This is a genomic window from Pseudomonas nabeulensis (assembly GCF_004682045.1).
Lineage (GTDB): Bacteria > Pseudomonadota > Gammaproteobacteria > Pseudomonadales > Pseudomonadaceae > Aquipseudomonas > Aquipseudomonas nabeulensis.
The window spans coordinates 107,600-125,880 of the sequence record NZ_QUZT01000007.1 but is presented as its reverse complement, the minus strand read 5'-3'; the positions used below and the strand labels follow the sequence as shown (position 1 = coordinate 125,880).

Annotated in this window: 15 protein-coding genes; 9 read left to right on the top strand and 6 right to left on the bottom strand. The window is 60.8% G+C overall.

From position 1 onward, the window contains the following. Positions 1–95: 95 nt before the first annotated feature. The gene (locus DYL61_RS06295) at positions 96–842 is read left to right on the top strand and encodes an energy transducer TonB (protein ID WP_135307656.1); all 747 of its coding nucleotides are present in this window, start codon (positions 96–98) and stop codon (positions 840–842) included. After that, positions 835–1,287: a ribosomal protein S18-alanine N-acetyltransferase gene (gene rimI / locus DYL61_RS06290; RefSeq protein WP_016968845.1), complete on the top strand. Its 453-nt coding sequence runs from the start codon at positions 835–837 to the stop codon at positions 1,285–1,287. Before DYL61_RS06295 ends, rimI begins: the two co-directional genes overlap by 8 nt. A 142-nt stretch (positions 1,288–1,429) precedes the next feature. On the opposite strand, the gene DYL61_RS06285 is transcribed toward rimI, so the two are convergent. After that, positions 1,430–1,834 carry a serine kinase/phosphatase gene (locus DYL61_RS06285; RefSeq protein ID WP_135307647.1) on the bottom strand — a complete coding sequence of 135 codons (405 nt, stop codon included), beginning with the start codon at positions 1,832–1,834 and terminating at the stop codon, positions 1,430–1,432. A gap of 139 nt (positions 1,835–1,973) precedes the next feature. On the opposite strand from DYL61_RS06285, the gene can reads away from it, so the two are divergent. Then, positions 1,974–2,618 (top strand): carbonate dehydratase, encoded by a 645-nt coding sequence (gene can / locus DYL61_RS06280; RefSeq protein ID WP_105697528.1) that lies wholly within the window; start codon positions 1,974–1,976, stop codon positions 2,616–2,618. On the opposite strand, the gene DYL61_RS06275 is transcribed toward can, so the two are convergent. From DYL61_RS06275 to DYL61_RS06260, 4 genes are all read right to left on the bottom strand, one after another. Beyond that, positions 2,615–3,121, bottom strand: a complete 507-nt coding sequence (locus DYL61_RS06275) for an SET domain-containing protein-lysine N-methyltransferase (protein WP_135307646.1) — start codon at positions 3,119–3,121, stop codon at positions 2,615–2,617. The genes can and DYL61_RS06275 overlap by 4 nt on opposite strands. 158 nt (positions 3,122–3,279) lie before the next feature. Beyond that, positions 3,280–4,449 (bottom strand): hypothetical protein, encoded by a 1,170-nt coding sequence (locus DYL61_RS06270; RefSeq protein ID WP_135307645.1) that lies wholly within the window; start codon positions 4,447–4,449, stop codon positions 3,280–3,282. A gap of 121 nt (positions 4,450–4,570) precedes the next feature. Next, a complete protein-coding gene (locus tag DYL61_RS06265) occupies positions 4,571–6,271 on the bottom strand; it encodes an acid phosphatase (protein ID WP_135307644.1) in 1,701 nt (566 codons plus the stop codon). A 129-nt stretch (positions 6,272–6,400) separates the two neighbouring features. Next, positions 6,401–7,819, bottom strand: coding sequence for a short-chain fatty acid transporter (locus tag DYL61_RS06260; protein WP_135307643.1), 1,419 nt, complete (start codon positions 7,817–7,819; stop codon positions 6,401–6,403). A gap of 185 nt (positions 7,820–8,004) precedes the next feature. Between DYL61_RS06260 and DYL61_RS06255 the strand changes: the two genes are divergently transcribed. The 3 genes from DYL61_RS06255 to DYL61_RS06245 all read left to right on the top strand — a co-directional run bounded on the left by DYL61_RS06255 (position 8,005) and on the right by DYL61_RS06245 (position 11,011). Then, positions 8,005–9,309, top strand: a complete 1,305-nt coding sequence (locus tag DYL61_RS06255; RefSeq protein WP_135307642.1) for an MFS transporter — start codon at positions 8,005–8,007, stop codon at positions 9,307–9,309. A gap of 71 nt (positions 9,310–9,380) precedes the next feature. Then, complete coding sequence (locus DYL61_RS06250; protein WP_135307641.1) at positions 9,381–10,517, top strand: XRE family transcriptional regulator; 1,137 nt, start codon at positions 9,381–9,383, stop codon at positions 10,515–10,517. Then, the gene (locus DYL61_RS06245; RefSeq protein WP_105697519.1) at positions 10,514–11,011 is read left to right on the top strand and encodes a DUF4411 family protein; all 498 of its coding nucleotides are present in this window, start codon (positions 10,514–10,516) and stop codon (positions 11,009–11,011) included. The genes DYL61_RS06250 and DYL61_RS06245 overlap by 4 nt, the downstream gene beginning before the upstream one ends. Before the next feature lie 40 nt (positions 11,012–11,051). On the opposite strand, the gene DYL61_RS06240 is transcribed toward DYL61_RS06245, so the two are convergent. Beyond that, positions 11,052–12,422, bottom strand: a complete 1,371-nt coding sequence (locus tag DYL61_RS06240; protein ID WP_105697518.1) for a GntT/GntP/DsdX family permease — start codon at positions 12,420–12,422, stop codon at positions 11,052–11,054. A 243-nt stretch (positions 12,423–12,665) separates the two neighbouring features. Here DYL61_RS06240 and DYL61_RS06235 point away from each other — a divergent pair, with 243 nt between their 5' ends. The 3 genes from DYL61_RS06235 to DYL61_RS06225 are packed head-to-tail and all read left to right on the top strand — an operon-like array spanning position 12,666 to position 18,155. Beyond that, complete coding sequence (locus tag DYL61_RS06235) at positions 12,666–13,886, top strand: TolC family protein (protein WP_135307640.1); 1,221 nt, start codon at positions 12,666–12,668, stop codon at positions 13,884–13,886. An 18-nt stretch (positions 13,887–13,904) separates the two neighbouring features. Next, positions 13,905–15,011 (top strand): efflux RND transporter periplasmic adaptor subunit, encoded by a 1,107-nt coding sequence (locus DYL61_RS06230; RefSeq protein WP_135307639.1) that lies wholly within the window; start codon positions 13,905–13,907, stop codon positions 15,009–15,011. An 18-nt stretch (positions 15,012–15,029) separates the two neighbouring features. Continuing rightward, the gene (locus DYL61_RS06225; RefSeq protein ID WP_135307638.1) at positions 15,030–18,155 is read left to right on the top strand and encodes a CusA/CzcA family heavy metal efflux RND transporter; all 3,126 of its coding nucleotides are present in this window, start codon (positions 15,030–15,032) and stop codon (positions 18,153–18,155) included. Positions 18,156–18,281: the final 126 nt, after the last annotated feature.

Below are 18,281 nucleotides of genomic sequence, written 5' to 3'. Positions count from 1 at the left end.
TGTTACCGAACAGCGGTAGAATCCCCGCTCTTTAGTTATCCACAAGTGGCCGAGCTGTGCTTATCGAGTCCCGACGTCGCGCTTACTTGACCGCCATGCAGGTGGTCAACTGGCTGCCCCGCACCGAACTGCCGTTTGCCGCGCCGTCGCGGCCTGAGCTGCTGGAAGCGCTTGAGCCGTATGACGCGTTCGAGCCATCGGGCGAAGAAGCGGCCGCGCCGGTGGCGGTGGTCAAGGCCGCAGCGCCTGTGCGGCCTGTGGTAGAGCGCGCCAAGATCGAAGTGCCGCGCCCGTCGCCGGTGACCAAGGCCGCCGTGGTGGCCGAAGAGGCTGCCCCGGTGGTCAAGGCCCTGGTCATCCCGCCGCCGCGCTTTGCCCTGCAACTGCTGCGGGCCGGGCGTTGCCTGCTGCTGGTGGAATTGCCCACCGGTGAGCGTTTCCAGGCCCGCGACCCGGCCTATCTGCTGCTCAAGGACATGCTGCGCGCCGCCGGCCTGCCCGACAGCCCGCAGATCGTCGGCGACCCAGTGCGCTGGCCATTGTTGGTGCGTGGCAATATGGACCAGGGCCCGGAGGCGGCGCGAGATTTTGTGCAAGGTTTTGTGTCGGCACGCCTGGAAGACGAACCCTGTGTGTGCCTGTGGTTGATCGGCCTGCCTGCCGTGCGTTTTGCCGGCGAAGCCAACGCCGAAGCCTGGTACCGCGAACTGCAAGTCGAAGGCCTGGGCTCGGTGTGGGCCCTGCCGGGCCTGGAATTATTAATGGAAGAGCCACAGCGTAAGGCTGATGTCTGGCAAGCCATGCGCCGGCTGATGGCGCGCTGGAAAACAACCGATGAGTGAGGCTTTATCCTTCCGCCCGATGACCGAGGCCGACCTCGACGCCGTGCTGAAAATCGAATACGCGGCGTTCAGCCACCCCTGGACCCGTGGGATTTTTCTCGATGGGTTGGGCAAATACCAGATCTGGCTGATGTTCGAAGGTGAGCAGCAAGTGGGGCATGGGGTGGTGCAGATCATCCTGGATGAAGCGCATTTGCTGAATATCACAGTAAAACCCGAAAACCAGGGCCGTGGGCTGGGGTTGGCGCTGTTGGAGCATTTGATGTCCCGCGCGTACGAAGCGAGCGCCCGGGAATGCTTCCTGGAAGTGCGCGACAGCAATACCGGCGCGTTTCGCCTGTATGAGCGTTATGGTTTCAATGAGATTGGCCGGCGCCGGGATTACTACCCGGCGGTGGGGGGGCGTGAAGATGCAGTCGTGATGGCCTGCACTTTAGTCGACTAAACTCGATCCAAATGTGGGAGGGGCGGTGCGACGATTCGACTTGCCCCCGATAGCGGTGGTTCAGTTGATACCTTCATCACTGACACACTGCCATCGGGGGCAAGCCCCCTCCCACATTTAGCACTGCTAGCACTGCGGTGAATCAGCGTTTTTTGCCTACAGGGTCCAGGTCGGCCAGCTCAGCCTCATCCAACCCATTCCCTCCGCCAATCCCCTCTTCATCCACAATGCTCAAATCATAATCCGCCGGACTATCCTCACCTTCCTCCCGCGCATCCCGCGCACCGTCCTCATGGATCAGCGTTTCCGGGCTCAAATCATCATCGGTCGGCTCATGGTCATCCGTCGATGCACCGGTTAGCCCCGCCTCGCGCACCCGTTCGTCGGGCATCCGGTGTTCGCGCTCGCGACGCGGGATCTCATCGCCAATCTCGGCGGTCGGTTCCTGCTCGTCAAAATCCAGCTCTCGCATCGAACCCATGCGATCTTCGTTGTCATCAATAGGTTCGGGCTGCGTAGCACCGTAGGGGCGTCGTGAATCAGTCATGGCCAATCCTCATACTGTGGGGCTTATAGTGTGTGGACAGGCTGCGAGCCCCAAAAATTCAAGCTAATTCACGCTAAGCGTGACCCGGACGAAGGGTTGTCAGTCACAAAGCTGCGCATCATTCCTGAGGCTTTCCCTGATGAACGAACTACAAGACCTGCTTGATAACAACGAACGCTGGGCGGATGCGATCAAACAGGAAGATCCCGAATTCTTCGCCAAGCTCGCCCGCCAGCAAACCCCTGAATACCTGTGGATCGGTTGTTCCGATGCCCGCGTACCGGCCAACGAGATCGTCGGCATGTTGCCGGGCGATCTGTTCGTACACCGCAACGTGGCCAATGTGGTGCTGCACACCGACCTCAATTGCCTGTCGGTGATCCAGTACGCGGTGGACGTGCTCAAGGTCAAACACATCCTGGTCACCGGCCATTATGGCTGCGGCGGCGTACGCGCCTCGATGCAGGACCGCCAGTTCGGCCTGATCGACGGCTGGCTGCGCACCATTCGTGACCTTTACTACGAAAATCGCGACCTGTTGGCCCAATTGCCGACCGAAGAAGAACGCGTCGACCGCCTGTGCGAGCTGAACGTGGTCCAGCAAGTGGCCAACGTCGGCCACACCAGCATTGTGCAAAACGCCTGGCACCGTGGGCAGAGCCTGTCGATCCATGGCTGCATCTATGGCATCAAGGACGGCCGCTGGAAGAGCTTGAACACTACCATCAGTGGTTTCGAGCAATTGCCGCCGCAATATCGCCTGCGTCCGCTGGGCGAAGCTTAAGGTTGTTTGCGGTTGCGCCACTGGGCCATGAACGCCTGGCCCTCGGCGTTTAACTGTTGCTGCCTGCCGGTGATCCAGCGCCGGCAGCTCAACTCATGGCATTCGCACGCGAATTGCCGAGACAGCATGTCTTCGGTGGTGGCGTAATCCACCGTCAGCGGCTCGCCGGGCAGGATAGGGCGCAAGGTCCAAAGCTCCAGGTACGTGGTATCGACAAACACGTTCGGGTCGCAAGAGTGTGGTAGCAGGCCGCAGAACCAGCTGTCATACAGGTGAATGCGTGGCGACAATTGCACGGTATGCAGACGTCGTTCGCCCACCGCCCAACCGGAGATCCTGGCAATACGTACACGACTGTCGAAGTGGACGCGCGCCTTGATGCCATCGCGCTCGACCTGAAATTGCTGAGTCGAGGGATAGCCCTGCTCAACGGTCAGGGACTTGAAGGGATAGAGGCAGGCGGGCGTGACGGTCTTAGCCTTATCCATGGCCTGAGTTTTCATAACTCTCCAGGGTTGGGCTGCATCGACTTTTCGGAAATGCCTGACTGCCAGTCTTGCAGCAAATGAACGCGGCTCAAGACTCACTGAAGTTGGATCCGATTTCTACTGTCAAAGTTGACAGTAGAAATCGCTGACATCCTATGCAAAAACCGTCTGGATTATAGCGCTGGAGTTGCGACGGCGGGCGCGGGGACTTCACCTTTCAGTTGTTTGAGCTGGGTTTTGACCGGCGGCGTGGCGCATTTGGCGTTTGCCTGTTCCGGCGTCAGGTTGCGCACCGAGGTGTAGAACAATTCGCAGGTCTGCTCCTTGCGCGTGACTTGCCAGGTGTTCATGCACGCCTTGAGCAACACATTCGGGTCGCTCGCGGGCTTCTGCCCCATCCCCGCCTGCCAGCAGGCAGCACTCAAGTCCTGACCCATCACCTTCAAACCGGCTTCGTCGGCTTTCTGCTCATCACCGTTATAGCTGGCGGGGTCGGCGGCATACCAGATGTAACTCGGGTGGTTGGCGCCCAATACCGAGACCGTTTTGCCAGGCTCCGGGCTGATCTGCGCCAGGCCCAGAATGTTCACGGTCTGCCCGTATTGTTGTTTGACCCAGCTGCGTACCGGTGCGCCGAATGCGACCATCGGTAATGAGCCTTTGGACGACAGGCTCAGCTCCCTGACCATGCGAGTCTGATAGTCGGCAAAGTAGCTGTAGACGTTTTCCAGGTCCTTGCCCGCATTGGACGGCGCGGCGATGGGGGCGATATCGATGATGGTCTGGTAGGCCGGTGTTTCAGTGGCCGGGATGCCATTGTCGGTGAGCAGTGCCGCCCAACGGTCGGTGGTGGCCGATTCCAGATAGTCCTGAGCCTGGGTCAGCGAATAATCCGGCGGGAAGTGCAGCAATTCGACGCTCTTGCGGTTCTCCAGCGCCATGCCCAGCGGCAGGAACAAATACCAGTTGTAGGCCCACTTGCCGTCGCTGTTTAGCTTACTGGCACCTTGATAGGCCAGATCGGCGGTATTGAGCAGCGCCGTCAAGGGCTGGCCGTAGCCGTCGGGCACGCCAGTGAAGAACGCCGATAACTGCCCGTCGTGGTGCTTCACGTTGACCTTGGCGCGGCTGTACCCGTCCCGTTGCAGGCTCTGGTTCAGATAATGCTCGACCGTCTGCTCCAACGACCAGGGCCGAAAGCAGATGACGTTGCAGTTATTGGGGAACGCGAACAGCTGGGTGACACGTTGCGTGCTCCCCAGCGGCACTTCGATATCGGCTTGTACGACCGCACTGGTCAGCAGTGCGGCCAGGGCGAAAGACAACCTGGTCGGTTTGAACATGCGTGATTCCTTGTCAGCGAGGCCCGTCTGCGCGGGATGAAAGCCCACCCCCTCACAGTAGCGGCTGACCCGCGAAACCGCGTGCTAATTCATCCGGCATGTCGCTATTGGATAAGAAAACCTACACGTCGAACTGCAAGGCGTTGCTCAAATCGCCCATGGGTTTCTGGCCGCGGGCGATCATGGCGTCGTCACGCTGCTTGAGGCCGTCGAGTTTTTCCAACTGGAACACGCGGGTGATCAAGCGCAGGATCGACGCGGTGTCATAGACCGTATGGTCCACCGTGCCTTTGCGTGCAAACGGCGACACCACCAACGCCGGAATCCGTGTGCCAGGGCCCCAGCGGTCACCCTTGGGCGGTGCCACGTGGTCCCACCAGCCGCCGTTTTCATCGACGGTGACCACCACCACCATGTTTTTCCACTGCGGGCTTTCCTGCAACACCTTCAAGGCGCGGGCGATGTGGCGGTCGCCCGAGGCCACGTCGGCGTACCCGGCGTGCATGTTCAGGTTGCCCTGGGGCTTATAGAAACTCACGGCTGGCAGCTTGCCGGCCTGGGCATCGGCGAAAAACTTGTTGGTGCTGGACTCATCGCCCAAACCGCCGTCGCGCAGGCGTTTGTCGCGCTCGGCGCGGTTCTCCGGGCCCTGTTGCTTGAAATAGTTGAACGGCTGGTGGTGGTACTGAAAGTTGGGGATCTTCGGAATGCCGCCCGAATCCTTGAACTGGTCCAGCGTGGCCTGCCACGCCCCGGCATACCACGCCCAATCGATGTTCTTTTTCGACAGCTTGTCGCCGATGTGTTCGTGGGTTTGCGGCACCAGCACGTTGGGCAGGTCGGGCTTGGAGTAATCCGGGTTTTCCGGGTCGCGGATCCAGGTCGGCCAGTAGGGCGGCGCCAGGGTGTTCACGCCGTAACCGTCTGGCGTCAGGGCGCTGGGACCGAATTGTGGTGCGCCAGTCATGGCGCTGGCCGGGGATTTATCCAAGGGTTTAAGGCGTGGGTCGGTGGGATCATCGCTTTGCAGCGTGGCGATCTGCGCTTTGGCCACCGACTGTGCGGCATTCGGGTAAAACGGCGCCGTGGCGCTGATCAGGTACTGGTGGTTGAGGAACGAGCCACCGAAGGCACCCTGGAAGAAGTTATCGCAGAGCACAAACTCCTTGGCGACGTCCCACAAGCGCAGTGCATAACGGCTCTGGGCGTAATAGCCCATCACCAGACCACCGGAATCGCCCCAGGCAACAAAGTTGTCGTTCTTGCCGCCGTTGATCTGCATCTGGTTCTGATAGAACACGTGCCACAAGTCGCGGGTGACCAGGCTCAGGGGCAAGTCTTCGGCGTTCGGGCCCTTGAGAGCGAACGGCGCGTTGGGCAGGTTTTCCTGGTATTGCACTTCGCTGGGATAAGTCACGCCGTCCACGCTTTGCGGACCGACTTGCAACACGCCACCCCAGGCTGGGGGCAGGGTGGTCAGCAGGCTACCGTCGCGGTCGCGTTGCTGAGCATCTTTTACGGAAAGGGCCGACAGTGGCTTCTCGACGCCAGGAAAGTCTGCAAACAAGTTGTTGAAACTGCGGTTCTCGGCATAGATCACCACCACGGTTTTCACCTGGTCGTGCAGGGCCTTGTCCAGCTCTTGTGGGGTGAGCGGCCGCGCCACCGGTTTGCCCGGTGCCTCGCTGGTATTACCGCAGGCACTTAACGTCGCGCCGACCCCCAGTACCGCCGCGCCCCCCAAGAAGCGCCGGCGGCTGGTGTCTACCGGTGTCAGGGCTGCGGCGTCGGGGGTAGGGCGGTCTTCGTGCTCATCGGTCATTGCGGGAGTCCCTGGCGAGGTATTACAAGATATTTCGCAGGACGGTAGCAACGCAATGTGACGGAACGAAGACAGCTGCAAGCTTCAAGCGGCAAGCTTGAGGCTAACAACTTGAAGCTTGCCGCTGCTTTAAGGCATCACCGGCGGCAAATACTTCAACGTCGTCCCCAGCGCCCACAGCAGGAACAACACCAGCGGCGTGTGCACCAGCAACTGCACGAAGGAAAACCCAATCAAATCCCGCGCCTTCAGCCCCAGCACCCCCAGCAGCGGCAGCATATAGAACGGGTTGATCAGGTTCGGCAGCGCTTCGGCGGCGTTGTAGATCTGCACCGCCCAGCCGAGGTGGTATTGCAGGTCATTGGCCACTTGCATCACATACGGCGCTTCGATGATCCACTTGCCGCCGCCCGACGGAATAAAGAAGCCCAGCACCGCTGAGTACACCCCCATCAACAGCGCGTAGGTGTCGTGGGAGGCGATGGAGGTGAAGAACGTGGAGATATGGTGTGCCAGGGTCTGGCCGTCGCCGCCCTTTACTACTGTCATCAGCGCGGCAATCGAGCCGTACAACGGGAACTGGATCAGCACGCCGGTGGTGGTTGGCACCGCACGGACCACCGCGTCGAGGAAGCTGCGCGGGCGCCAGTGCAGCAGGGCGCCGACCATGATGAACAGGAAGTTATAGGTGTTCAGCCCCGAGATCGCGCTGATCGCCGGCTTGGTCGAAAACTCGTGGAACAGCCAACCGGCCGCGAGCAACGCCAGCAAAATCGTCAGCAGCGGGCTGTGTTCCAGCCATTCACCCGGGCGGGTCGGCGCTTGCACCTTGGGCAGATTGAACGCCGGGTCGACGCCGCAGGCCTTGGCGTCACGCGCACTGTTCGGGCCAGGCGCGGTGGCGTAGGCGATGATCAGCGACACCACGATCAGCGCCAGCAACAGCACGCCGGATTGCCACAGGAAGATTGTGTCGGTGAACGGGATCGTCCCGGTGATCGCCAGGATCGACGGCGGCAGGCTTGCGGGGTTGGCCTGCAACTGCGCGGCCGACGACGACAGCCCCAACGCCCATACCGCGCCCAGACCCAAATAAGCGGCTGCGCCGGCTGCGCGGTAATCCATGCGCAAATCCGTACGACGCGCCAACGCACGCACCAGCAAACCGCCAAACACCAGGGACAAACCCCAGTTCAGCAGGGACGCGACCATGGAGATCAACGCTACCCAAGCCACCGCCGAACGGCCGTTCTTGGGGATACGCGCCAAGCGGTCAATCAGCTTCACCGCCGGCGGCGAACTGGCCACCACATAACCACCGATCACCACAAAAGCCATCTGCATGGTGAACGGGATCAGGCTCCAGAACCCATCACCAAAGGCCTTGGCAGCCTCGGTCGGCGCCGCGCCCATGCCCAGGGTCGCCACGGCAACAATGATCACGGCGAGGGCGGCAAACACCCAGGAGTCAGGGAACCAGCGTTCGGCGAAGTTGGAGCAGCGCAGGGCAAAACGGGCATAGCGGCTTTCTTCGATAGCATCGGCCACGAGTCATTCCTCTTATAGTTATTAGGGTTCAGGCAGTTTTCCGGCATGTTCCGCTACGCCCATTGATATGGGAATGCAGTTATCTTCATCGATCCATGAGGAAAACAAATATATCTGTCGTGATTGCCATCAATGGTCTCAGCTCATAACCTGCACGCCATTTTGTTTGTCTGCCGAGCCTCACCATGACTGCCACCTTTTCTCCACAGGCGCAGCGTTTTTCCCGCTCCGACTACAAAACCCTGGGCCTGGCCGCCCTGGGCGGTGCCCTGGAAATCTACGACTTCATCATCTTTGTATTCTTTGCGCTGACCCTCAGCCAACTGTTCTTTCCGCCGGAAATGCCCGAGTGGCTGCGCCTGCTGCAAAGCTTTGGCATCTTCGTCACCGGTTACCTGGCGCGTCCGTTGGGCGGCATCCTGATGGCGCACTTTGCCGATCACCTGGGGCGCAAGCGCGTGTTCAGCCTGAGCATCCTGATGATGGCCTTGCCCTGCCTGCTGATCGGGATCATGCCGACCTACGCGCAAATCGGCTATTTCGCCCCACTGATCCTGCTGGTGCTGCGCGTGTTGCAAGGCGCCGCCGTAGGTGGCGAAGTGCCCAGCGCCTGGACCTTCGTCGCTGAACACGCGCCGAGGAATCATCGCGGTTATGCGTTGGGTTTCCTACAGGCCGGGCTGACCTTCGGCTACCTGCTTGGCGCACTCACCGCCACGCTGCTGGCGCAAATCTTTACGCCTGCGGAGATCCTCGACTACGCCTGGCGCTTCCCCTTCCTGCTGGGCGGCGTGTTCGGCGTGATCGGCGTCTGGCTGCGCCGCTGGCTCAGCGAAACCCCGGTGTTCCTCGAAATGCAGGCCCGCCGCCAGGCCGCTGCCGAACTGCCATTGCGCACCGTATTGCGCGACCACCGCGCCGTGTTGCTACCGGCGATGATCCTCACCTGCGTACTCACCTCTGCCGTGGTGGTGCTCGTCGTCATCACCCCGACCATGATGCAAAAAACCTTCGGCATGAGCCCCAGCCATACCTTCGCCTTGAGCGCGTTGGGCATCGTGTTCCTGAACATCGGCTGCGTCCTCGCCGGCCTGTTGGTGGACCGCATCGGCGCCTGGCGCGCGGTGCTGGTCTACAGCCTGCTACTGCCAGTGGGCATTGCGATCCTGTATGCCAGCCTGATCAGCGGCGGTATCTGGCTCGGCGCAGCCTATGCCGTGGCGGGTTTGAGTTGCGGGGTGGTGGGCGCGGTGCCGTCGGTGATGGTCGGTCTGTTTCCGGCGCAGGTGCGGGTGTCGGGGATTTCGTTTACCTACAACATTGCGTATGCGCTGTGGGCGAGTACCACCCCGCTGTTGTTGATTGCGTTGATGCCGACCAGCCCGTGGATTTGCGTGGGCTATTGCCTGGTGATGGGGGCGGTGGGGGTGGTGAGTGTGGCGCTGTTTGGTAAGCGACATACACTGGGCACGGTTACAAATAGGGCCTAGGGGCCATCAATTGACGGGTAGGTTTCTCACTCCTATAGTCACGTCCACTTCTGATTAGCGACTTTTACTCAATGACTCAGACCGCCTTTATCAACCCGCAAATCCTGTCCTGGTCCCGCCAGCGGGCAGGGTTGTCTGAGGTACAAGTTGCTAAAGGCATGACGGTAAAGTTGGAAAGGGTTGCTGAGTGGGAGGGCGGCCACAGCCTGCCTACCTTCAACCAAGCGCAAAAATGGGCTGCCATTGTGCATGTCCCTTTTGGTTTTCTCTTTCTCAAAACGCCACCACAGGACCATCTTCCACTTCCAGACCTGCGTACTGTGGGTGGTGCGCTCCCTGACAAACCCAGCTTGAACTTGATGGACACCGTCAGGGACGTACTCCGCAAGCAAGACTGGTACTTGGAATACTTGCAGGATCACGAACGATCTCCGCTCCCGTTCGTAGGAAGTTTCAGTAGCCGCTCGCCCATAAAAGACGTTGTTGCAGATATCCGTCGCGTCCTCGGCGTGACGGATGCTTTTGCTCGCATGGGGCATGAGGACTACGTAAGGGCATTGGTGAGTGGCGCGGAGGACGCGGGTATTCTCGTGATGCGCAGCGGCGTTGCCTTGGGAAACACCCACCGCAAGCTCGATGTCAGCGAATTTCGAGGCTTTGCCATCAGCAACGCCATGGCCCCTGTGGTGTTCATCAACAGTGCAGATGCACCTGCAGCCCGGCTTTTCACATTAATGCATGAGCTGGCGCATATCTGGATTGGCAGCACGGGCGTGTCTGATGGCGGCAGTCCAGGTGCCCGTCAGGAAGAAGCGTTTTGCAATGCGGTGGCGGGAGAGTTTCTGGCTCCGGAGCTGGTTTTTCGAGCGCACTGGAGTTCGGAAGTGTACTGGGAAGAGAACCTGGCGCCCTTGACCGCGCTCTTTCACGTCAGTGCATTAGTGATAGCTCGTCGTGCCCGCGACCTCGGTTATATCAACAGTGACCAGTACGGCGCCTACTATCGCCGGATCTTGCAGGCCTATCGAGATAAAGAGGGCAGTGGAGGGGACTACTACCGCACCGCTGCTGTTAGAAACAGTACGCGCTTGAGCAAGGCGGTTTTGGCCGAAGCGCAGAGCGGCCGGATTCTGCTGCGTGATGCAGGAAAACTGCTCGGTGTGCAGCCTGCGAAGTTGAAGGCTTATGGGATGAAGCTATCGGCATGAAGCATTTATTGGATTCGAACACGCTGATCGAGGCCAAGAACCGTTATTACGGGATGACAATTTGCCCAGGCTATTGGGCATGGATACTTCAACAGCATCAAGCGCTGGAGATTGCCAGTATCGTGCAGGTCCGGGATGAGTTGGCTCGAGGCAATGATGATCTGACCCAGTGGGTGAAAGGCAACACGCACCTTTTCGAAGACGCTAACGATCAGCCGACTCAGGCGGCATTTGCAGATATCGTTGCAAAGATTGCTGAGCAAGTGCCTGTGATGAAGGCCGGAGCGCTTGAGGAGTTCCTTGAGGGCGCTGATCCTTGGTTGATTGCCAAAGCGATGACGACGGGCGCTGTAGTGGTTACCCATGAGGTCTATAACCTCGACATCAAACGCAAATTCACGATCCCCAATGTGTGTTCGCTGTTTGGTGTGCCTTACATGAACACCTTCGAGCTGCTCGGCAAGCTTGATGCACGCTTCGTTTTGCATCATTGAGCAAACGAGGGGAAGTGAACCTCCCCTCAAAGCTTCATCCTCAGGTCAGGAAGTGCCAAAGCAACAACGTACCCACCAACCCAACGACCGAAACAATCGTCTGCAACACCGACCACACCCAGATCGTCTGCTTCAACTGCAAACCAAAATACTCACGCACCATCCAAAAGCCGGCGTCGTTCACATGGCAAAAGAACACCGACCCCGCGCCAATCGCCAGCGCCACCAATGAACTTTGTGTTGCCGCCAGCCCCGCCATCATCGGCGCGAGGATCCCGGCGGTCGTGGTGGTGGCGACGGTGGCCGAGCCAGTGGCCTGGCGCAGGGCGACGGCGATCAGCCACGCCAGCAGCAGGTAGGGCATGTGCGCGCCTTCGGCGAATTTGCTGATGGTCTGGCTCACGCCTGCATCCAGCAGGGTTTGCTTGAGCCCGCCGCCGGCGCCGATGGTCAGCAGCAACACGGCGATGGGGGCGAGGGCTTTGCGCAATGTATTGCCGACCTCGGCACGTGGCATCCCGGCGGCCCAACCCAGGCAGATCACGGCAGCGATCACGGCCAGGCCGAGGGCGATCAGCGGCTCACCGAGGAACTTCAAGGTCAGTGCCACCGCACTTTCCGGCGGCATGGCGACCTTGGCCAAAGTGCTGCCGAGCATCAAAATCACCGGCAGCAAAATGATCAGCAACGACACAGCAAAACTCGGCTGGCGCGGTGCCTTGGGCGGTGCGCTGAACAGTGCGCCGATGTCGGCCGGTTCATCCACGTGCAGGCGCTTGGACAGCCAGTTGCCGTAGATCGGGCCGGCCAGTATCACTGCCGGCACCGCCAGGCAAAAGCCCAGCAACATGGTCAGGCCCAGGTCGGCGTGCAATGCGCCCACCGCAATCAATGGCCCAGGATGGGGTGGCATCAAGGCGTGCAGGGTGGTCATGCCGGCCAAGGCGGGAATCGCGATTTTCAGCAGGGGTTGGTTCGAGCGCTTGGCCATCACGAAGATGATCGGCACCATCATCACCAGGCCGACCTCGAAGAACAGCGGCAAGCCGATCACCATCGCCACCAGCGCCATTACCCACGGCAATGACTTGCCCTTGCCCAACCCGAGCAACGTCGTGGCGATGCGGTCGGCCGCGCCGGACTCGGCCATCAACGCACCGAGCATCGCGCCCAGAGCGATGATAATGCCGGCTTCACCGAGGATCGCTCCGGCACCCTTGCTGAAGGCCTTGGCGACTTCTTCCGGTGGCAGCCCGGCGCCGACACCGGCGATAAAGGTACCAATCAAAATCGACAGAAACGGCGGTAACTTGGTCGCGCTGATCAGCACGATGATGCTGGCGATGGCCAGCAGCACGCAAAACATGAGACGGGTGTCGTGAACCATCCACGCGGCAGTCGATAACTCCAAGAGGGGACTCCTTATCGAACAGGTTAGGGAAATTGTTTCTTTTTGTTTCCTGCTCGAAAAGCATACCTGATCCCGCACTGGCCAAGTGCCCGTGGGCTGTTTTGGTGCGATCAGCGGTCATCGGCGCTAATGCCCGTCGCAGAGCCATTGCTGTCGGATTTGTAATCTTCGCTCCACCGCCCTGATAAGTCGCGAACGCTACATTGCCCCCCGCTTGCACTTCATGGGCGTGGAACTCTCGTTATGCCAATTTCCGTTAGAAACCTTCTGGGCGCGGCGTTGCTGTGGGCGGCCGCCAGCGGTGCCCAGGCACAACTCCTCACCCTCGATTCCGCCTTGCAACGTGCATTGGCCAACAACCCCGACCTGGCCGCTGCGCAATGGGAAATCGACATTGCCCAGGGCGGTCGACAGCAAGCCGGGTTGATACCCAACCCGGTAGCCTCCTGGGATGCCGAGGACACGCGCCGCGATACCCGCACCACCGCGATTAAACTCAGCCAGACATTCGAACTGGGCGGTAAACGCGGTGCACGCATCGACGTGGCCGAACGCACCCAAGAGGCTGCCGCGCTAACCCTGGAGCAACGCCGCAACGGGCTGCGCGCCGAAGTGATCGACAGTTATTACGCAGCGCTGCGTGCGCAGGAGCGCCTCGATCTGGCACAACGCTCCCAGGCCTTGGCCGAGCGCGGTCTGGCCGTTGCCGATGGTCGTGTAAGTGCCGGCAAATCTTCACCCGTGGAAGCCACTCGAGCCCAAGTGCAGCTCTCGGAAATACGCCTGGAATTGAACCGTGCACAGATCGGCCTCACCGATGCCTATCGCCGCCTGGCCGCCAGCACCGGCAGCGCTACGCCGGACTTCCAGGCGGTCGCCCCGCACAGGCAGTCCACCCCAGCGCTGCCATCGGCGGCGCAACTATTGGAGCGCCTTGAGCAAACCGCCGAGCTGCGCCTGGCTGAACTGCAAATCCTGCAAAGCGAAGCCAGCGTCGGCCTGGAAAAAGCCCAGCGTATTCCCGATCTCGACGTGTCCATCGGCAGCCAATACGACGCCAGCGTGCGCGAGCGGGTGAACTTGGTGGGCGTGTCGATGCCGATCCCGCTGTTCAACCGCAACCAGGGCAACGTGTTTGCCGCCAGCCGTCGCGCCGACCAGGCCCGCGACCTGCGCAATGCCGCCGAACTGCGCCTGCGTACCGAAACCCGCCAAGCGCTGGACCTGTGGCAGACCGCCAATACCGAAGTGCTGGCGTTCAACCAGCAAATCCTGCCCGCCGCGCAAAACGCAGTGGACAGCGCCACCCGTGGCTTCGAGATGGGCAAGTTCAACTTCCTCGACGTGCTCGACGCCCAGCGCACCTTGATCGCTGCGCGCACCCAATACCTCGCGGCGACCGCCCAGGCCACCGACGCCTGGGTGCGCATCGAACGGATCTACGGCGACCTCGCCCGGTTTTGATTTCTCCAGGAGTGACCCATGAACAAACGACACGGCGTGGCGCTTGCCGTCGCCCTGAGCCTGATGCTGTCCGGTTTTGCAAAGGCCGAGGAAGAAGAAGGCGAACTCGAACTTACTGAACAGCAGATCCAGGCCGCCGGTATTCAACTGGCCCAGGCTCAATCGCGCACGCTCAGCACACTGCTCACGCTACCCGGAGAAGTGCGCTTCGACGAAGACCGCACCTCGCACATCGTGCCCCGCGCAGCCGGTGTGGTGGAGTCGGTGCAGGTCAACCTCGGTCAAGCGGTGAAGAAAGGCGAGCTATTGGCCGTGATCGCCAGCCAGCAGATTTCCGACCAGCGCAGCGAGTTGGCCGCCAGCGAGCGCCGGGTCGAGCTGGCGCGCACCACCTTCCAGCGCGAGCGACAGTTGTGGCAGGACAAGATCTCCGCCGAGCAGGATTACCTGCTGGCGCGCCAAACCCTGCAAGAAGCTGAAATCGCCTTGAACAACGCACGTCAGAAGATGAGCGCCCTTAGCGGTAGCGCTGTGTTGATTGGCGGCAATCGCTACGAACTGCGTGCGCCATTCGCCGGTGTGGTGGTGGAAAAACACCTCGGTGTCGGAGAAGTGGTCAGCGAAACCAGCAACGCGTTCACCCTCTCGGACCTGTCCCAGGTGTGGGTGACCTTTGGTGTGTTTCCCAAGGACCTGAACAAGGTGCGCGTCGGCAAACCGGTGAAAGTCAGTTCCACCGAAATGGGCACCGAAGTGAATGGCCGCGTGGCCTACATCGGCAACCTGTTGGGTGAGCAAACGCGTACCGCCACGGTGCGCGTGACGGTGCCCAACCCCGACGATGCCTGGCGCCCCGGCTTGTTTGTCAGCGTGCAATTGGCCACGGACACCTACCAGGCCAAGGTCACCGTGCCCCAGGCCGCGATCCAGACCGTCGAGGACAAGCCCTCGGTGTTCGAGCGCACCGAACACGGTTTTGTCACGCGCCACCTCGAACTGGGCGCGAGCGAAGACGGCTACGTCGAAGTGCGCCAGGGCCTCGACGCCGGCGCGCAGGTGGCCACGGTTGGCAGCTTCATCCTCAAGTCCGAACTGGGCAAAGGCTCGGCCGAGCACGCCCATTGATCCTGCGAGTGATTCCCCATGTTTGAGCGCCTTATCCAATTCGCCATCGAGCAGCGCATCGTCGTGCTGCTGGCGGTGCTGTTGATGGCCGGCATCGGCATCGCCAGCTATCAGAAGTTGCCCATCGACGCGGTGCCTGACATCACCAATGTGCAGGTGCAGATCAACTCGGCGGCGGCGGGGTTTTCGCCGCTGGAAACCGAGCAGCGTATTACCTTTCCCATTGAAACCGCGATGGCCGGGTTGCCGGGATTGCAGCAGACTCGGTCGTTGTCGCGCTCCGGTTTGTCCCAGGTGACGGTGATTTTCAAGGACGGCACCGACCTGTTCTTCGCCCGTCAACTGGTCAACGAGCGCCTGCAAGTTGCCCGCGAGCAATTGCCCGTCGGTATCGAAACCGCGATGGGGCCGATCTCCACTGGCCTGGGGGAAATTTTCCTGTGGACCGTCGAGGCCGAGGACGGCGCGCTCAAGGACGATGGCACGTCCTACACGCCGACCGATCTGCGGGTGATCCAGGACTGGATCATCAAGCCGCAACTGCGTAACGTGCCCGGCGTGGCCGAAATCAACACCATCGGTGGCTTCGCCAAGGAATACCAGATTGCCCCCGACCCCAAGCGGCTGGCGGCCTACAAGCTGACCTTGAATGATCTGGTCACCGCGCTTGAGCGCAACAACGCCAACGTCGGCGCCGGGTATATCGAGCGCAGCGGCGAACAGTTGCTGATCCGCGCGCCGGGCCAGGTGGCGTCTATCGACGACATCGCCAATATCGTCATCACCAGTTCGGACGGCACGCCGATTCGCGTGCGCAACGTGGCACAGGTCGAGATCGGCCGCGAGCTGCGTACCGGCGCCGCCACCGAAAATGGCCGCGAGGTGGTGCTGGGCACCGTGTTCATGTTGATTGGCGAAAACAGCCGCAGCGTGTCCCAGGCCGTGGCGAAAAAACTTGAAGAAATCAACCGTTCATTACCCGAGGGTGTGGTGGCGGTCACGGTGTATGACCGCACCGACCTGGTGGAAAAAGCCATCGCCACCGTGAAGAAAAACCTCTTCGAAGGCGCACTGCTGGTGGTCGCGGTGTTGTTCCTGTTCCTCGGCAATATCCGCGCTGCGTTGATCACGGCGATGGTGATTCCGCTGGCGATGCTGTTCACCTTTACCGGCATGTTCACCAACAAGGTCAGCGCCAACCTGATGAGCCTCGGCGCGTTGGACTTCGGCATTATCGTCGACGGTGCGGTGGTGATCGTCGAAAACGCCATTCGGCGCCTGGCCCATGCGCAACAGCGTCATGGCCGATTGTTGACCCGCAGCGAGCGCCTGCACGAAGTGTTCTCGGCGGCCAAGGAAGCGCGGCGGGCGCTGATCTTCGGGCAACTGATCATCATGGTGGTGTACCTGCCGATCTTTGCCCTCACTGGGGTGGCTGGAAAGATGTTCCACCCGATGGCGTTTACCGTGGTCATCGCCTTGCTCGGTGCGATGATCCTGTCGGTCACCTTTGTGCCGGCAGCGATTGCGCTGTTCGTCACCGGCAAGGTCAAGGAGGAAGACAATGCAGTGATGCGCACGGCGCGTCGGGCCTACGCACCGGTGCTGGATTGGGTGATGGCGCGCCGACCGCTGGTGTTTGGTTTGGCGGTGTTGACCATCGCCGCCTCGGGGTTGGTCGCCAGCCGCATGGGCAGTGAATTTATCCCCAGCCTCAGTGAAGGCGACTTCGCCCAGCAGGCCCTTCGGGTGCCCGGCACCAGCCTGACGCAGTCGGTGCAGATGCAGCAGCAATTGGAAAAAAACCTGATGGCCCAAGTGCCGGAAATCCAGCGAGTGTTCGCCCGTACCGGCACAGCGGAAATTGCCTCCGACCCCATGCCGCCGAATATTTCCGACAGCTACGTGATGCTCAAGCCGAAGGACCAATGGCCCGATCCCAACAAATCCCGTGAGACGCTGATCGCCGATATCCAGCGTGCCAGTGCGCTTGTGCCGGGCAGTGCGTACGAACTGTCGCAACCGATCCAGCTGCGCTTCAACGAGTTGATTTCCGGGGTGCGCAGCGATGTGGCGGTGAAGGTGTTTGGCGATGATATGGCGGTGCTCAACAAGACCGCCGCCGAGATCGCCGAGACCTTGCAAAAACTCAACGGTGCCTCGGAAGTGAAGGTCGAACAGACCTCCGGCCTGCCGGTGCTGACCATCAATATCGACCGTGACAAGGCCGCACGTTTTGGCCTGAATGTGGGCGATGTGCAGGACACCATTGCCGTTGCCGTAGGTGGGAGGCAGGCCGGTACGCTGTACGAAGGCGACCGGCGTTTCGATATGGTCGTGCGTTTGTCCGACGCGTTGCGTACCGATATCGACGGGTTGTCGCGCCTGTTGATTCCGGTGCCCGGTAATGCGTCTGGCCAGTTGGGCTTTATCGCCTTGTCGCAAGTGGCCAGCCTCGACCTGGTGCTCGGCCCGAACCAGATCAGCCGTGAAAACGGCAAGCGCCTGGTGATCGTCAGCGCCAACGTGCGTGGACGTGATATCGGCTCGTTCGTGGACGAGGCCGAGGCGGCGATCATTGCGCAAGTGAAGGTGCCGGCCGGTTACTGGACCACCTGGGGCGGCCAGTTCGAACAGTTAAAAGAAGCCTCCGAACGCTTGCGCATCGTGGTGCCGGTGGCCTTGCTGTTGGTGTTCGGGTTGTTATTCATGATGTTCAACAACCTCAAGGATGGGCTGTTGGTATTCACCGGGATTCCGTTCGCGTTGACCGGTGGGATCATGGCGCTGTGGTTGCGGGATATCCCGCTGTCGATCTCGGCGGGGGTGGGCTTTATTGCGTTGTCCGGCGTGGCGGTGCTCAACGGGCTGGTGATGATTGCGTTTATCCGCAACCTGCGTGAAGAGGGCCGTTCGTTAGTGGCAGCGATCAACGAAGGCGCACTGACCCGCTTGCGCCCGGTGTTGATGACGGCGCTGGTAGCCTCCCTCGGGTTTATCCCCATGGCGCTCGCCACCGGCACCGGCGCCGAAGTGCAACGGCCACTGGCGACGGTGGTGATCGGCGGGATTATTTCCTCGACGTTGCTGACCTTGCTGGTGCTGCCGGCGCTGTATCAGTGGGCACATCGCCAGGAAGAATGAAAATATCCTGTGGCGAGGGAGCTTGCTGTGGCGAGGGAGCTTGCTCCCGTTCGACAGCGCAGCTTGAGTCGGCTCTTTGGGTGCGCTGCGCACTCCAGCGGGAGCAAGCTCCCTCGCCACAGGTCC

Coding starts and splice junctions, on each gene's coding strand:
- DYL61_RS06270 (WP_135307645.1), bottom strand. CDS start 4,449: ATGTTCAAACCGACCAGGTTGTCTTTCGCCCTGGCCGCACTGCTGACC.
- DYL61_RS06230 (WP_135307639.1), top strand. CDS start 13,905: ATGAACAAACGACACGGCGTGGCGCTTGCCGTCGCCCTGAGCCTGATG.
- DYL61_RS06225 (WP_135307638.1), top strand. CDS start 15,030: ATGTTTGAGCGCCTTATCCAATTCGCCATCGAGCAGCGCATCGTCGTG.
- DYL61_RS06255 (WP_135307642.1), top strand. CDS start 8,005: ATGACTGCCACCTTTTCTCCACAGGCGCAGCGTTTTTCCCGCTCCGAC.
- DYL61_RS06250 (WP_135307641.1), top strand. CDS start 9,381: ATGACTCAGACCGCCTTTATCAACCCGCAAATCCTGTCCTGGTCCCGC.
- DYL61_RS06235 (WP_135307640.1), top strand. CDS start 12,666: ATGCCAATTTCCGTTAGAAACCTTCTGGGCGCGGCGTTGCTGTGGGCG.
- DYL61_RS06295 (WP_135307656.1), top strand. CDS start 96: ATGCAGGTGGTCAACTGGCTGCCCCGCACCGAACTGCCGTTTGCCGCG.
- DYL61_RS06285 (WP_135307647.1), bottom strand. CDS start 1,834: ATGACTGATTCACGACGCCCCTACGGTGCTACGCAGCCCGAACCTATT.
- can (WP_105697528.1), top strand. CDS start 1,974: ATGAACGAACTACAAGACCTGCTTGATAACAACGAACGCTGGGCGGAT.
- DYL61_RS06245 (WP_105697519.1), top strand. CDS start 10,514: ATGAAGCATTTATTGGATTCGAACACGCTGATCGAGGCCAAGAACCGT.
- DYL61_RS06275 (WP_135307646.1), bottom strand. CDS start 3,121: ATGAAAACTCAGGCCATGGATAAGGCTAAGACCGTCACGCCCGCCTGC.
- rimI (WP_016968845.1), top strand. CDS start 835: ATGAGTGAGGCTTTATCCTTCCGCCCGATGACCGAGGCCGACCTCGAC.
- DYL61_RS06265 (WP_135307644.1), bottom strand. CDS start 6,271: ATGACCGATGAGCACGAAGACCGCCCTACCCCCGACGCCGCAGCCCTG.